Origin of the sequence: Halomonas sp. MMH1-48 (assembly GCF_022348105.1) — a bacterium.
Classification (GTDB): Bacteria; Pseudomonadota; Gammaproteobacteria; order Pseudomonadales; family Halomonadaceae; genus Vreelandella; species Vreelandella piezotolerans.
In genome coordinates this window covers 114,341-129,673 of sequence record NZ_JAKRFL010000010.1, presented here as the reverse complement: position 1 = coordinate 129,673, position 15,333 = coordinate 114,341, and the positions used below count along the sequence as shown (strand labels likewise).

At 54.7% G+C, this 15,333-nt stretch carries 10 protein-coding genes; all 10 read right to left on the bottom strand.

All coding sequences use genetic code 11. From position 1 onward, the window contains the following. Positions 1-9 precede the first annotated feature (9 nt). Complete coding sequence (pglX, locus tag MHM37_RS10955; protein WP_239296668.1) at positions 10-1,788, bottom strand: BREX-1 system adenine-specific DNA-methyltransferase PglX; 1,779 nt, start codon at positions 1,786-1,788, stop codon at positions 10-12. Next, on the bottom strand, positions 1,781-3,892 hold the full coding sequence (locus MHM37_RS10950; protein WP_239296667.1) for an ATP-binding protein: 2,112 nt from the start codon (positions 3,890-3,892) through the stop codon (positions 1,781-1,783). The genes pglX (MHM37_RS10955) and MHM37_RS10950 overlap by 8 nt, the downstream gene beginning before the upstream one ends. Then, the gene (locus tag MHM37_RS10945; RefSeq protein WP_239296665.1) at positions 3,889-5,259 is read right to left on the bottom strand and encodes an SIR2 family protein; all 1,371 of its coding nucleotides are present in this window, start codon (positions 5,257-5,259) and stop codon (positions 3,889-3,891) included. Before MHM37_RS10945 ends, MHM37_RS10950 begins: the two co-directional genes overlap by 4 nt. Beyond that, a complete protein-coding gene (locus MHM37_RS17190; RefSeq protein WP_239296663.1) occupies positions 5,256-6,482 on the bottom strand; it encodes a Shedu immune nuclease family protein in 1,227 nt (408 codons plus the stop codon). The genes MHM37_RS10945 and MHM37_RS17190 overlap by 4 nt, the downstream gene beginning before the upstream one ends. 118 nt (positions 6,483-6,600) lie before the next feature. Continuing rightward, positions 6,601-8,403 (bottom strand): BREX-1 system adenine-specific DNA-methyltransferase PglX, encoded by a 1,803-nt coding sequence (gene pglX / locus MHM37_RS10935; RefSeq protein ID WP_239296662.1) that lies wholly within the window; start codon positions 8,401-8,403, stop codon positions 6,601-6,603. An 84-nt stretch (positions 8,404-8,487) separates the two neighbouring features. Then, a complete protein-coding gene (locus MHM37_RS10930) occupies positions 8,488-10,161 on the bottom strand; it encodes an ATP-binding protein (protein ID WP_239296661.1) in 1,674 nt (557 codons plus the stop codon). Between the two features lie 40 nt (positions 10,162-10,201). After that, the gene (gene brxC / locus MHM37_RS10925; protein ID WP_239296660.1) at positions 10,202-13,783 is read right to left on the bottom strand and encodes a BREX system P-loop protein BrxC; all 3,582 of its coding nucleotides are present in this window, start codon (positions 13,781-13,783) and stop codon (positions 10,202-10,204) included. A 43-nt stretch (positions 13,784-13,826) separates the two neighbouring features. Beyond that, positions 13,827-14,417, bottom strand: a complete 591-nt coding sequence (locus MHM37_RS10920; RefSeq protein WP_011784100.1) for a DUF1788 domain-containing protein — start codon at positions 14,415-14,417, stop codon at positions 13,827-13,829. A 17-nt stretch (positions 14,418-14,434) separates the two neighbouring features. After that, complete coding sequence (locus MHM37_RS10915) at positions 14,435-15,049, bottom strand: DUF1819 family protein (protein ID WP_239296659.1); 615 nt, start codon at positions 15,047-15,049, stop codon at positions 14,435-14,437. Further along, a complete protein-coding gene (locus tag MHM37_RS10910) occupies positions 15,046-15,255 on the bottom strand; it encodes a helix-turn-helix domain-containing protein (protein WP_008174223.1) in 210 nt (69 codons plus the stop codon). The genes MHM37_RS10915 and MHM37_RS10910 overlap by 4 nt, the downstream gene beginning before the upstream one ends. Between the last annotated feature and the right edge of the window lie 78 nt (positions 15,256-15,333).

The window sequence follows — 15,333 nt, the reverse complement described above, 5'->3', positions numbered from 1 at the left end:
AGCCCTCCTTCATGAGAGGCCAGGAATCTTCTTCAAGGCTTCGCCAAATTTCGGATAGTTCGCTTTCACCCCGTCATCGAGATCGATTTCCACCTGCTCGGTAGCCAGGGGATAAAGTACATCCCGCTCGTAGTCATCCAGCTCGGCTAGGATTTTGTTGATCTTCTCGATCTCTTTCAGAGCCTTGGTCTTCTCACCCTGGGAAGCCCCGGCGCTGATACTGACGGCTTCCAGATAGTTCTTCCGGGCTTGCAGCTTTTCGTCTTTGAAATCCCGCAGGTACTCCAACACCGTGCCCACGGTGTGTGGCTGGTAGCGATGCATGTAGATCAACGCATTGAATGAGCCTTTGGGTGAGGAGAACAGCCAGTAGATGGGTCGCTTCTTGTAACGGCGCACGTGGTCGTTGTAGAAGTCCTTCAGGAAGTACTTGCGGATGTCCTTGCCTAGTGCCTGCTCGACAAAGCGGAGGTTTTCCCCATAGTGCTCTTCGCCAAAGGCGATGCGCAGGAATTCACGGAAGCGTTCGGTGATATCGTCGGTGAACCAGTCACCGTCAAGCAGAGGGATAACATTGTCATCGTCCGCCGGGTAGCTCGGCTCTTGGATCTGCTTCAGGTAGTCCTCGATGGTCTCGCCCTGATTAGCCAAGATCAGCCCTGGCTTGTCCAGTGCATAACGGCCGAACATACAGCCAACGGCGTAGGAGACCAGCTCGCGCATGGTATCGGCCAACAGCAGCCCTTCAAGCTCTTCCTCGCTCTTGTTGTTCCCGTAGCGGTAGTGAGGGTTGCAGGTCAGGGTGATCTCTTCCAGTGGCACATCTGGTGTTAGCTCATCCTGCAGGCCGTAAGCGTCGATAAAGATGCGGTTGTTCTCTACCTCCAATCGTTGCATATCAAGCGTCATTTCGCGCCAGTGAGCACGAATATTTTGGTAGGCATCCTTCAGAATTATCTGTCGGCACTCGGGATCGATCAGGGGAAACTTGGTGAAATCCCAGGAGGTTTCGTAGGAGTCCCAGTCAGAACGAGCCAAGGAAATAAGTTTTGGTACAACATCTTCATTAATCTGATTTTTTTCAGTACAAGGTTCTGCAAGAGGGAAAGGTATATTACCAACATCCCGGGGTTGATTTTCCATAGTTGGATTCAGCATTTTTAATACACTTCCTGCGGGCTTGCTGGCGAGCAGACCTAATACAGCATAAATATTATTTGAATCCGGGAAAGCGCTTGACCCTTTTACATCGAAGATAAATCCTAAAGGCGAATACCTCACCCCAAAATTGTTGGAGCTTGTTGCAGTCCATGTCACTGATGGTCTGAAGAAAAACTTCTCATTTGATATCTTCCAGCCAAGATTGTCCCAACTTAACTGTGGATAACGACGCAATGTTTCCTCTTTGATCTCTAATCCATTATTCTGCCAGTTTACAACAAGATAGTTATTCCCATACCAGCGGCGAAATTCACCACCTTTATTGTAAGGAAACCACTTAGCCCCACTCGATTTTGCGGCAGTGCTATCAATGGCTGAGAAATTAAACTTTTTTTTACTTATTTCCTGCCAAAACCGAAGGAATCTTTCGTTGTCCCCAGTTCTCATGCCAATCATCGGCTTTGAGATATCGGCAAGTCTCGGCTGATTCTCAAACGAGGAAATAAATCCATGGCTCGCCCAATATGCGAAAGGTTGGCCGGGAATCTTCCCAAAATCTTTTGGAGAAGCTCGAAAAAAATAATTACTAATATCTTTTCGATGATTGTGCACTTGATCGTTAATCATTATGGTTCTCCAAGTCCTGATCTTGCAACGGCGTATTAATCTGCTGCCAGTCATCCGCAATCGCCTTCCAGTTCACATTGCGCTCGACTATCTCGCCGTCTTCATCTTCGCCTGACCACACGGCCCAGAAATCCGGATCGTCGGATTTCGGTCGATGTTGTTCGCGTAGCGAGTTTATTTTCACCAGTACCGGTAGTTCCGAGGCCCAGCCGAGGAGAATGGCATGACGGGAGGGGAGCGAGGGTAAGTCCCGCAGCAGGCCTCGCAGATTGTCTGGTACTAGCTTGTGGACCAACTCCTGGTCACGATCGTTGCTGATGCGATGCATCAAGAAACTATTGCACTGAGAAAGCACAGTGGGCGACAGCTCACTCGGCCGCTGCGAGGATAGCACCAAACCCAGCCCGAACTTGCGCCCTTCACGGGCTATCTTCTCAAATACCTGGCAGCAGATGGTTGCCGAATTCTGATTTTCAGCGCCGTCGTTGTAGCGCTTAATGAAGGTATGTGCTTCCTCCATTACCATTACCGTAGGTAAGACTTGGCCTCGGTTCAGGTTGCGGTAACGTTGCTGCGCCTCCAGTGTCATGCGGGCGATGACTGCTGTGATGATATGCACTACCTCTGCCGGCACCAGTGAGAGATCAATTACGGTGATGGAACCATTAGATGCTTGGTTATCTCCAATATGGCTCTCAAGCCATTCGGCCAAGGATGTCTGTTCAGTACCCGTAACGATTCGTTTGACCCTTGCATCCGATAACATGGTCCGAATACGCATAATCAGAAAATCGAAAAACTGCGCGTTAGTTTCTTGGCTTGCCAGTGCCTCTAAGTGATCGGCGAACTGAGCGCCGTCAAATTCTATAGGTGAGTCCTCATTGGGACCCTCCTGATAAACTGCTCCACCTAGGGTAGTGAGGAATCCTTGAAAATGAGCGATAACTTCTTCTACCGCTGTCGCTGGAAAATCGTTGTATCCAGTTTGGCCGTTCTGTTTACGGAACGTTTGTCGTGGGCGATCCAGTAGGGATTGCACCTTAGAAGCAAGAAATTCCAAGCTCTCCCTGTGATCAATGAACTCACGTGAAAATGCTTCAAGATCCTCAATAAATATCGGAAGCTTGGGTCCGAACTTCCAGCCCTCATACGTTTCACCGTTACGGACTTGCGACTTCAAAGTGATAAGGATGGAACTGAGTTTTCGGCGTAGAAGGAACACAGCATCTTCGGCGGCTTCGGAACTACTGCGCATTTCCCGAAGAGCTCTGCGTAGCAGCGGCCGTTGTGCACGTTCACTCGCCTGAGTAAATGCACTCCACTCTTCGCTATTCCAGAACCATAGCGGCACTTGCAGTTGTTCGATGCCTTCACTGGGCTCGACGGCACATACGCGCACATCACCCAGTCCTTCAAACGCATTAGCGTACTCTCCATTCGGATCGAGTACGATGAAGCGGGCGTTTGGCTTCTCGCCCCGTTTCCTTTCTGCGGCTTCCAAAGACCAACGGATCAAGCCGGCAACCGAGCAGGATTTTCCGCTACCAGTGTTCCCGAGGACAGCCAAATGGCGACCGAACAACCGGTCCGGGTCAACCGCGACTTCAGCGTTCGCGGCCAGCGGGCTGGTGCCGATCATTACGTGGCGGTTATCGCCTGACTCGACGATGGCGCGTAGTTGATTTTGTGTGGGGAGCAGGACCGAATCACCCACGGTGGGATAGCTCTCGACACCGCGTCGGAAACGATATTTCTCTTGGCCGCTCGCTTCGCTGCCATCGTAATACAGACAGCCCAATGGATTCAGGCTCATCTTGCGCAGAGGATAAGGCAGGTCCACTAGGCCAAAGTCCTGCATGCCTCGGCGTTTGGGATACTGCGAGCGCTCGATAGTGATCCACTCCACTTGGGCGACCATGTGGCCTTCGTCACTGGGGATCAGCACATACCCATTGATGCGGGGGAACGGGCGAGGCGTACCGGTATTGAGGGCAACACCATCGGGAGCCTCAATTTCCAGTAGGACTTTGATTTCATCGGGCGAGACAAAATCAATGGTCCCAATGCGCAGAGAGTCGGCGTAAGCCAGTGGAGACAGGCTCATAGAGGCTCCTCCCCATCATTAGGCTGATCCTTTTCTGGATGATTTGGCTGTTCAGTTCCCCACCGTTGCTTGAGCAACTCACTCATACGGAAAGTCGTCTTGTCGATGGCGGCCTTGGGCAAGTAGTTTTCAGTCAGTGTGTTCAGGTCGGCCAGTGCCGGGCCGATCAGCAAACTGATCTGTGATGGCCTGCCTATCTCCTCGTAGGTCTGCATGATGCGACCGAGAGGGTCGTCATAAGAGATAACGACCAGATGGGTTGAGGGGATGGTGAGCATATCTCGGATCACGCGATTGATATGCTCATCGCCAAAACTGTAACCGTAGGTCACCAGTGTACTGTTAGGACGGCATACGGCTGCCGCGAGATCGCGAAACAGCTCCACGTAGGGGTAATCTGCGGTTTCTCTATCCTTGGCTGCGTTTGGATAGATCATTAATTTCTGGGCAGTGGCTTCACCAAGACCAGGGGCTTGTAAATAAGGTTCGACGCTGCCGGCGCCGAAAGGCAAACCGAGGCGGCGAATGTCTTTGCCGGTCTGCAACCAGTCCACCGAACCATGCAGCTTGGTGTAGCGCGCAACTCCTTCCAGATAGCGTGGCTCACCGCGAATACCAGGTGGGTTGTAGTGCATGTCCAGATCCAGACGCGAAGAGCGGAAGATCGGCATGAGGTTGCCCAGAAAACGGTCCAGCAGGTGCAGGCCAGCCAGCTCTGCTCCGGCTTCTATCAGCCGGTCGTAGTTGGTGGTAAAAATGTTCAGGCGATCACGAACCCCGGTGCGGCTTGCAAAGCTCATCAGAAAGGTGACCAGCGTATTGAAAGCCTGCTCGCGCCTTGCTTCTTCCGACGAAGCAATTGACGTTTCGTTTTTCAGTATCGAGGCTGAAAAATCCTCAAGGGTTTTTTCGATACGCTCTTTCAACGCTCCGCTCTTGTCCGATTCGACGATTTCCATGCCACGCAGTAGTTCGTTCGCAACACGCAGATCATCCTCGATATTGGCTTCCGCTCGACCCACCTTGGGCGCTTCTTTATCTGCCGCTGCGAAAATTTTCTGGCCTAAATCACCAAAGTCATATCCAGATCGATCCATTCCATGTGCACCAGAGCCCGTAGCAATACGGTGCACGGCATGGGTTATTCCGGAACCAATCAACAGCGAGAGGTGCTCCGACTGAACCAGAGAAGTAAGCCAAGGCTCGATGCGGTTTCGCAAGTCTTTCTGGTCGAACTCGTCGGACTTCAACCAGGAAGCATGGGTTCCCGCCTGTAGCCTAAAATTGTCGCCGTCCGACGCAAACTGAAGTGGCCCATGGTCATCTCGAACCTTGAGGATATTAAGCGGTTCTTTTTTCTCGCTCATTGTGAACTCCCTCCGGATACTCGCTGCTTCATCATGGCAATAATATTTTCCACTCTGCGCAGCAGGTCATCGTAGGTCATGATGTCGACCATGTTGGCGTATTTTCGGCGGATTATTTCGAAGTCAAAACGCTGCTCGTCAGTGAAGTCTTTGTCACGCCCCAGAAGGATCAGGGCCTTCGGGTTTGTTATCTTCATTTGAATATCGACCGGGAGCTCGCTCTTGTGCTTTTTGTATATTTCCTGCTCACCGGTACAACCCCACTTGCTGAGGTGGAACAGGTACTTTTCGGCTTGCATGACAGCTCCGGCCAGTTCGGTTCTCGGTGTATGGTTGTCCCGGTACTTGTGGCGAGATAGCAATGCATTTGAAAATGGCTTCTTGACCTCGATAATATCGACGCTTCCATTGGCATCAACCAGCATCAGGTCTATGTAGCGGTTGGTTGCCCGGCCCGGCTTCGAGTAAAAATCCTTGATCTGGACGTTTTCTAGAACAGCGATGTACTTGGGGAAGATGAAAAGCAACAGGTCCAGGATTTTCCTCTGCCAGTCCTTTTCCTGGTATTCCTCAGCTTCCCGCAGCATTTCTTTCAGCTCGGCGTGAATGTATTCGAACTTTTGCAGCTCGAAGGTCTCTATAAGACCTCCCGGAGATGAGGTGACAAGCCTGGACTTTTTCTCCAAGTATTTGTTGAGGTGCCGCTCTGCATCCGAAAGGGTTCCGAAATAATCCTTCAACACTCGGGCGATACGTGATCGGGCGTAGTGGGTCAGCTCAGTGCTTGTTGGGAATGTCTTCAGAAGTTGATCAAAATCGGCCAGCGGAATCGCGCTTTCGTCAGCGCCACCTACTGTGATGGGCTCATCGATCAACTCATCAATTTTGCGGAAAATCGAAATGTCCCGGTTGGCAACAAAAGTTCGCGGCTCCAGCTTCATTGCCCGGTCGAGCCGCAAATCGTACTTCAGCCCCAGAACATCTTTGTTAACTTTGTAATAGTCACCCTCGGATACGCCCAGTACGAATACGCGTTCACTGTCTTCGTCAATCTGGAACGGCTTGCCTATCGAGGCCAGACCGGCGTTTGTGAAGGTGAACGTTCTGCGCAGCGTGACGCTGCCATCCTGTCTGAGCTTTTCATCCAGCCAGCGGGTATCGTTAAATCGATCAGGCTGGTAAGTCAGCAGCAAGCGGGCTTGCTCCTTGAATATCCTGATCACAGCCTGCCTCCTCTGTCCGCGTTTATTTCGCCCACAGTAGTGTTGGTGCCCGACCAGAACTTTATGGCCAGGTCGGTGAAGGTGGCGAAATCATCGGAGCGGAAGTTACAGGTCATGCTCACCGGCTCCGCTCAACGGCCTTGGCCATCATGGCCATCTTCTCAGCTTCCGAATTGCCATCGACCAATCGGAGAAACGCGCCTCGATAGTTCGGCTTATGGGCGATCTCGAGCACGAAAGCAGTCGTTGAGACCACTTCGCCACCGATGCTGTCAAAGGCTCGCGCGCCCAAATGAGCCATCGACAAAATAGTGTGTTGATTGAGAATGCGGCCGCGCAAAGCCTCGAAGGAAGACAGAAACATCCAGCTCTGCATCGTGATCATGGCGACAGCGCCGCCAGTTACCGCCATATCCAGATTACGTTCTATGAACATGGCAAACAGGTCGGACTTGCTCTTTGGGTAGTTCTCCTTGGCCCAGGCGCCAAGCCGTCCATTCATACCCTTGCCGCCCATATAGGGCGGGTTGGCAACGACCACGGCGTAGCGCGGGCTCAAGGCTTCGGCCATGCGCAGTACTTTCAGTACTTTGCTGTGCGTGTCGGCCAGGAACAGGTTGCTCCCCAGGTTCTTTGTCTCCAGCTCGGCCAGCACGTCAGTCACGTTGGTAAGCTTGGGCAAGATCAGGGAGCCGAAGTTGTCAGCCTCCTCGAATTGTTGCAAGGTTTCACGTAAGCCCTGGGTGAACAGGTCGCGGCCCACGGCGCTCATGTACTCTTCCAGTTCTTCTGGAGTGAAGCTAACTTTTTCCAACACGCAGATGTTGGGCTTGATGCCTTTGTTGAAAAAACGCCGCTGACGCGCTCGAGCTTTCATGGTCAGAGCGAAGGCGGCTAGCTCACCGGCGCGCTCATCCAGCTCAATACCGTAAAGGTTGTGTGTCAGAATCTTTTCCGGGATTTCGGATGGCTCGTAGCCTTCTTCTTCATAAATGGCGTAGAGCAGATCGAAAGCATAGGTCAGCATATGGCCGGAGCCGCAGGCTGGGTCGCAAACCTTGAGCTCTTCCGGGCCTTCGATTTTCAGAAAATCGGCCTCAGTCTCCTCCGGAGGAATGTAATACTCCATCTGGTGCACCAAGGCTGAATTTGGTCTGTTAAGCATCCACAAGCGGCCGAGCGAGTTATCCACCAGGTATCGCACAATCCAGTGGGGTGTGAAAAGCTGGGTGGCGGCGGGGATATTGGCCGGTTTGATTTTCTGATTCTTCTTCAGCGCCTCAAATACTTGATCCTTTTTCTCGGATATATAGAACTGGTACAACCAGCCGATCACCTCGACATCCTCACACGCGTCTGGTGTCATCGCCTCGCGGGTGTAAGCGAGAATAGAGTTGCCCGAGAGCAGATCATCCGGCATCAGTAACTCTGTGTAGTCATCGATGCGCTCGAACAGGAACGGCATGGCGCTGTACCAATAGTTACAGGCGGCTACGACCAGTAAGCGATAGGCTTCCCCTTGGGGATCCTGGCTGGGCATTTTGCCATCGAGCAGGGCGAAGACCCGTTTTCGGGTATTTTCCACGACCATCTCTTCATCGATATGGCCCATCTTGGCATCCGCCAGGATCTCTGGTTGGAACTGCCCCTCGGCGGGCGAGACCACGCCGATGCGGTTATATCGGTTCACGTCCATAAACCGCAGGGCTACGAGCCGGTTGAACCAGATATACGCCACCCGCTCGACAACCTGCTCTTTACCCTGCTCGGCTATCGCCTCTTCCAGCTTTTTGATGGCCAATGGGCTTTCCCGCCGGGCGGGGCTTTCTTCGGCCAATACCAGCTTTAGCTTGGCGCCGACCTGTTCAATCAGGCTGCGGCGGGCGAACTGGGCGAATTTTCTGAGTTTTGCAGTTTCCATCGATTCATGCCTTGGTTTTGATCGTGACCGAGCGATATACGCTGACGCATAAATGAGCGTATATAATTACGCTGAGCGCATAAATTAACGCGCGCGCTTGTAAATAGCTCCTTTACGCTCGCCTATTTGCTCGATTTCTCCCCTTTTCTTCAATCTGGCCAACAACTTGTAGGCTTGATCCGGGCTGATATGGCACAGCTCAACCACGTCAGCACGTTTGATGCTGCCGTGCGTATCAATAAAGCTCATGACCATCTGCTCTTGCTGGATAGGATCAAACCCTGCCTGGCGTACATAGGCGGCCTTTTGCCCCGCCCCTTGATATACCTTGGCGCCCAAGGTGTAGGTGCGGCCCTTGCCGGTTCCGTGGGCTTCCACCATGCCGGCCTCCACCAGTTTCTCCAGGGTGCCCCGGACCACGGTTTCCGGCTTCTGCACCGACTTGGCCAGGTCCGCTGTTCTTAAACGCCGCTCATTGCGCAGCCGGGACAGGATAATCAGGCTGTCGATGGGCATGGCGGCGCCGGTCTGTTCCTCGCGCTCGACGATCATGCGCAGGAATTCGGCGTCCGCGTCCGCTGCGCTCATGCGCACGGAGACGGTGTGAGCGGACGACATGGAGTAGTCGGGGGCGGTGCGCCCGTAACGGAGCATACCCTCGAAGATCCGGTCGATGCCCCGGCCAGTGCGTTCGGCAAGGCCGATGCGCTTGATAATGTCAGCCAGCAAGGGGTTACGGGAGCGAGGGTCGGCCACCAGCAGGTTGTCCAGGTTGACGCCCTCCACAAAACCACCGGGATTGCTGATGCTCAGGCCGTCGTCGTCCAGTTTGACGTGCACGGCGCCCAAGGCACTGTAGTCGCGGTGAACCAGAGCGTTTACGAAGGCTTCCCGGAAGGCCCGACGGTCGAAGTTGGGGATGGGCACGCGAAACAGCCCGACCTGAATCTCCTCTTCCTCCACCCGGGCCCGGAACAGCACTTCGACCTCTTCGAAGGTCTCCAGCAGTGGTTTGCGGTAGAACTCATTGACCAGGACATCGGTACCGCGCAGCACCTGGAAGGCTACCTCGTGGGAGGGCAGGTGTTGCCGGAGCTGCATTTCGTTCCCCAGCAGCAACAGGCCTGCAACCGTGGGGCGGCGCATGCCTCCCACGCTCACAGTCAGCCCCAGGGCGCCGTCCAGCTCATCGTCCGCCAGAGGCATCAGGCTCTGGTCGCCGCCGTACTTCTTGATGGCGTTGCGGATCCGGATGCGCTGAATCGGGTCCAGATCCTCAACCGCCAGGTTTTCCACTGGTAGGGCGGAGGGGTCGGTTACCCCCAGGCTGGACTGGCGCTGAACAAACTCATGGGGGTAGAAGGGCACGGCCTCTGGAGTGCCGTCCATCCTCAGGCGCCGACGTTGCAGCAGGCCATCCGAGGTGGACACCAGCTGCCGGGACTTGGGCACCTGGATCCTGGCGATGGGTTGCCCTTCCAGCTCCAGGGCCTCAACGCGCACAGCCAACGAGGGGATGGTCTTGTTGGCAATCAGTGCGGGCAGGCCAGCGAGGTTGCGGTGGTTGGCATGCAGCCCAGTCGGGGTGCCATCGTCTTCTACGCCCAGGAAAAGGTCGCCGCCCTCGGTGTTGGCCAGGGCCACCACCGCGGCCACCAGATCCCGGTCCGGTAGGCTTTTGACGTCGCTCTTGAACTCGACGGCGAGGCTCTCTCCGCCGTGAATGAGTGTCCGGATTTCCTGTTCGGCTTGGTGCATGGCTATCCCCAACATCGACCGGTTAGACGGTTCGGCATGCTTAAATCTGAACCTTGCGGCCTTGCTGGACTTCAAGCAGCAGGGCCTCGCGCAGGGCATTCAGGTATCGGTCTACATCACCCTCGTCGGCCAACCAGGCCTTGTCGAACGCGACACGGAGGTTGCGGGTGTGAACGTAGTCGGCGGGCGATTCCTTGACCTCGGGAGTCCCCCCGTTATCCTGGTCTTCACTCTGGCTACCCGGAGGCTGCTGGGAGTCGTCTGCCGGTGCTGATTTCTGATTGGCCAGCGCCACCATTTTGCCCAGCAGCTTCTGGTAGCCCTCTTCTTCAAAGTACCGGGTACGGTCCTTGATCACGGCAATCAGGCGCTCCTGCCCAATGTAATCGACCAGATCCCGGAACGGTTTGTTGAGCTCATCCTGACGCGGCTCCGGCAGGGACTGATATTCGTCCATGCTTTGCATGCGTTCCTGCATGGTCTTCAGGGAGGTTTCTGCCTGAGCTCGGGTTTGCTGCACTTTCTCGTCGGTGCGCTCCTGCAGGCTATCCAGTTGGCCCTTGAGCTGCTGAATGCGATTCCCTTTGTAGCAGTTGGGGTCGTTCAGGATGGTGCGGATCTGCTCGATCTCGTCCCCAGACACATAAATGAAGTTGGGCTCCTGGCTCTGCAGGAAGGACCGAGCCTGGTTGTAGATGTCTTTTTGTGAACCGCCCATAAACTTGCGGATGGGGTCGATGACATCCTCTTTCAGGTCCAGCAGCTGGTCTTCCTGCTTGCCCAATTCCGTCAGGTGCCAGGTGTAGGGCTTTCCGGCGACCTCTTTCAGCGTCACCAGGGCAGGTTTCAAGGCATTGAGAAACGGGTACTGATCGACCTGCGCTATCCGCCGATCCAGGTCGTGGTACATGTCCTGGAAGGCTTCGCCGGCCTCTTTACCCAGGGCCTTGGCTTCGCTGCTGCGGGGCGGGCAGTCGAAGAAGTCCTCGTAGAACGACTTGAGGGCTCGGACCTGAGAGGCGGTGAACTCAATCTGTGGTTCCAGCACCACGTTGCCGTGGCCGTGAGTGTTACGCAGGGCGCGCTCCAACCCGCTGTCCTCCAGGATGTTACCGTCGAGACGAACTTCCACCTTGCCACGGGCACACAGGTTGGCCAGCGTGCAGAGAATCGCGGCGTAATACCAGCCGTAGGGTTTGCGTTCGAACTTTTCCAGCAGGCTCTTGAGGGTGGTGCGGACACCGCCCCGATTGTTGCTCTGAATGAATGCCAGCACCTCCTGCTCGGATTCCGCCAGGGCCGTGGCGTCATTACCGAAAAGGCCATCGTCTGTGCGGTTGAGGCAATTGCTGATGTCGTTTTCCGTGTAGGAAACGCCGCGCAACATGCGGAGGTTGGGGTAAGCCCGTGAAATCAGCTCATGGAAGCCCCGAATAATGCGGGTCTGGGGGTCCTCATTCGCCACTTCCACATCGGCGCCGCCAATGAGCAACTTGGACTTGCCAATGAGGGTCTGAACCTGCTGCCGGAGCCTGGCCTCGCGCTCACGGTTCTGAAAGCCCTTGTCATTCAGGATCCGCTTAACGGCTTCCTGCTGGGTAACGGAAATGTTCTGCTTGATGTACTTCTCGGTGCGCTTGAACATGAGCAGATCGCGCACCAGGCGCTCGTCCGACGGCATGAGCACGAACAGCTCGTCCGCCTTGTAGGTCGAGGCTGTGCGTAGCATCTGCTCGTTGTCAGTATGCTCGTGGAACGGGCTGATGACATTGATCGAGAGCTCGTATTCACGCCCATGCAGACGATCATCCAGTTTGCGCGAATAGGAGTAGTCCTGCCCCTGGTTTTGGGAGGAGCCGGCGTCATAGCGGATTTTGCGCTGTTTTATAACAAAGTCGAAAACGATCTTTTCCAGCTCGTCCGCAACGTCCGATGACTCAACCTCTGTGTTCTTGATCTCCTGCTCGACGTCCTTTTCCTCGTCCGTCAGGTACTCGTACTGGTCGCCGTTGCGCTGTATGTAGGTCTGTTGCTCCAGAAGGCTCAGGGCTTCTTCGACCTTGGTGCGAAGTGCCGGCAGATCCTGATCGAAGGCATCCAGCATCAGCACGCAAAGGTTGCGCACCGTGGGCTTGAATTCCTTGACATATTTGACCAGGAACAGGGCCTTCAGCAGCCGGATGGCGAAGGCATTATCGAGGTGGTTCTCGGCCTGAATAATCGCCCGCTGTATTTGTGATTTCAGTGCAGAGCGGATGCCTTCAAACATCAGGTCAAAGGTGGCCAGCTGGCCCACCTCATGGTTGCCGATGTGGATGGCCACCTGCTGGAAAACACCCAGCATGGAGCGCTCACCGACGGAACTGTGTTTACCCTCGAAGGCGTTGTGCTGCGACAGGTTCTGGATCGCCGATTGAAACAGCGCGAACTGGTAGGGGACGAAGGGGTAGCTGTGGATGAAGTGGTCCCTGTCCCGGAAGTTCCGGTAGGTGGCCGATCCATCCGCGAAGTCAAACAGGGTTTTGAAGTTGTTCGCCTGCGAGTGATAGACGTCCGACAGCTGATTGACGCCTTCTTCGGTCTTGGTTAGCAGGCGCTTCTGGATGACCTCCGCCACGTCCGCACTGGACAGCTTCATACGGTTATTGAACCGTGCCTGAATTTTCGAGAAGTCGTGGCCCTGCTGCTTGCCCATTTCGCCAACCACGTTTTTCATTTCTTCCTGGGCGGTGACGATAATCCAGGCCCGGCCCCGACACTTGGTGGCGAGGCTCTCGGCAATGGTTTGCAGGTTGGTCATCAGCTTGGTGTTGTCGGCAATGTACTGGCCGACCTCGTCCACAAAGAAGTTCAGGCGGAACTCTTTGTGGCCACCCTCTTTTGCCTGCTTCTCGATATAGGTGTTCACATTGTCCGCGAAGTCTTCAATTGAAACGCGGTATTCGCTGCGGTACTTGTCCAGAATGCCCGCTGCCGACTGCGGGTCGCCACCGGTCACAGCGGCGTAGGCTTTGGCAATATTCGGGCCTTCCAGAAGGGCTTGCTCCCGGCCTTTCTGCCAGGGGCGACCGGCGATGGCCTCGTACTCGGCTTTGAACTGTTCGTACAGGCCACGGCCGTCCAGATCGCGCTCAAACTGGGCAATGTGCCCTTGTTTGCCGTAGTAGCCGCACATTTCGTCGAAGACTTTAACGAACACGGCCAGAAGCGCATCGATTTGGGTTTTGCTGATGACATCGGCTTTCTGGTCGATGTTGAACAGAATGCTCTTCGCCGGAATTGAGACAGCTCGCTTCAGGTCGCCCCGGAGAATTTCATTCTCACTGCACTTGGGAAGGAACAGGTCCAGGGTAGTAGCACCGTCCATCTCCCGGTTTTCAAGCAGAAGGGCCAGCATCTTGAGGAGGTGCGACTTACCTGAGCCGAAGAAGCCGGATACCCAGACCCCGTTCGCCCCTTCGTAATTGTTGTAAGCGTCCAGGAACTCTTCGAGGCGTTTCTCGACTTCGTTGGTCAGTACGTATTCTTCAATTTCGAGGCGAAGACTGGCTTCATCGTCGGCTTTGATAACGCCTTCAATGGGGCGGTCAACGGGCTTTAGAAAAATATTCTTCAATGTCATTGTACTTTCCCTTAATGATTACGCCTCGAATCGTATCGTCCGCTCAGGCTTCGTAATGAAAGATGTTGAACGCACGGTAGTACTTGTCGTCATGCAGCCTGCCGAACAGATCCAGAGATGCACCGGTTTCCAGCGAGTGGGTATAGGAGCCCGGGAAGAACATCACCGTTGGCTGGTCTTTGGCGGTGCTCTGCAAGTTGTTGAGCACGTTGTGGGAGCGTATGTAGGGGAAGACCTCGCCCACCCCTGAGAGAAACAGCACGTCAAACTCAACGGACTGGAGTTTTGCCGCAATAGCGGGCACCAAATGGGCTTCCGGGTCCAGCACTCCCTGTAGCAGTTCTTTCAGCTGATCCTTTGAAACCGTGGGCTCGAGCTCTAACACCTGCTCCCAGATGTCTCTTTCTTTCAAAATATCGACGGCCAGGTCATACAGATTGATGCTCAGGATCCGGATGCCCGCCTGCTCCAGCCGGTTAACCAACTGCCTCTGAAGACGCTCCATCTCGACCGCTTCTTCAGGCCGGTAGGGGCAGATGAAGAAAGGCACTTCATTACCCAGTCCCTGTTTGTTCAGGAACCGCTGGCCGGAAACCACGCTAAACAGGTGCTGTAGTCGCTCCTGCATCGGCATTTTGGCAATGTCCTTTTTCAAGCTGACATCCCCCTGATATCGGATTCATAGACTGGGAAGTAGAAAAACTCGTCAGGATTGTTCTGACGCAGCAACTCAACCAGCCTGGGGCTTAGCAGAACTGCGTTTATGGTTTTGTCCTTAGCTAACAACCCTGCCTCCCGCAGCATTCTGAACAGGACCTGCCGCAATTTATCGCGCGTTGAGGCGCTGGCATTATCAAGCTCGTCATGCCACTCCGATTTACGGTTGTAGAAGGCATCGAAATCCTCAAAACTGAGATCCAGCTTCATCGCGACAAACCGTTCGTGTAGTACTTCCACCGCAAAGTCCGCGATAAAGCGGTACAGGCGGCACACCGCAACCCACAGAAGGTGAGCCTGGTCCTGGTGGTTTGCCTCGGCCAGGAAAGTCAGTTCGCTTTCGGTCAACGTCTTCAGGCGTGCAATCGCCTCTCTACAGGTGCGCTTTGCCGTGCTTTCCGTTCTGGCCTGTAGCAGGTTGTCATGCAGCGCTTGAGCACGCACCTCATCCCAGTCACGGAGCGACAGGTACAGCTCGGCCAGCTTCACCGATTCGCGGTGATACAGGCTGCCGGACGTGAAGGAGATGCGATACCGGCCTTGGGTCATTCGGAACGTTCACCCTTGCTCGTCTCGGCGGCGCCACCGCCCTTGACCCACTCATCCACTTCGACTTTTTTGAACTTCCAAAACCGCCCCATGCGGTGGGCGGGCATTGCGTGCTTGTCGATCCAGCGGTACACGGTGTCATTGCTGACACCGAGGTGCTTGCCTATTTCGTCTACGGATAACCAGCGATCTTCCATCTCGGCCATGTTTTCGCTTCCTATGGGCGATGGTGTTGCCACCTTATCTGAGGCGGCACGGTCTCATGGGCGGAACAGCCCTACACT

Coding starts and splice junctions, on each gene's coding strand:
- MHM37_RS10950 (WP_239296667.1), bottom strand. CDS start 3,892: ATGAGCCTGTCTCCACTGGCTTACGCCGACTCTCTGCGCATTGGGACC.
- MHM37_RS10945 (WP_239296665.1), bottom strand. CDS start 5,259: ATGAGCGAGAAAAAAGAACCGCTTAATATCCTCAAGGTTCGAGATGAC.
- pglX (WP_239296662.1), bottom strand. CDS start 8,403: ATGGAAACTGCAAAACTCAGAAAATTCGCCCAGTTCGCCCGCCGCAGC.
- MHM37_RS10910 (WP_008174223.1), bottom strand. CDS start 15,255: ATGGCCGAGATGGAAGATCGCTGGTTATCCGTAGACGAAATAGGCAAG.
- brxC (WP_239296660.1), bottom strand. CDS start 13,783: ATGACATTGAAGAATATTTTTCTAAAGCCCGTTGACCGCCCCATTGAA.
- MHM37_RS10920 (WP_011784100.1), bottom strand. CDS start 14,417: ATGCCGATGCAGGAGCGACTACAGCACCTGTTTAGCGTGGTTTCCGGC.
- MHM37_RS10930 (WP_239296661.1), bottom strand. CDS start 10,161: ATGCACCAAGCCGAACAGGAAATCCGGACACTCATTCACGGCGGAGAG.
- MHM37_RS10915 (WP_239296659.1), bottom strand. CDS start 15,049: ATGACCCAAGGCCGGTATCGCATCTCCTTCACGTCCGGCAGCCTGTAT.
- pglX (WP_239296668.1), bottom strand. CDS start 1,788: ATGATTAACGATCAAGTGCACAATCATCGAAAAGATATTAGTAATTAT.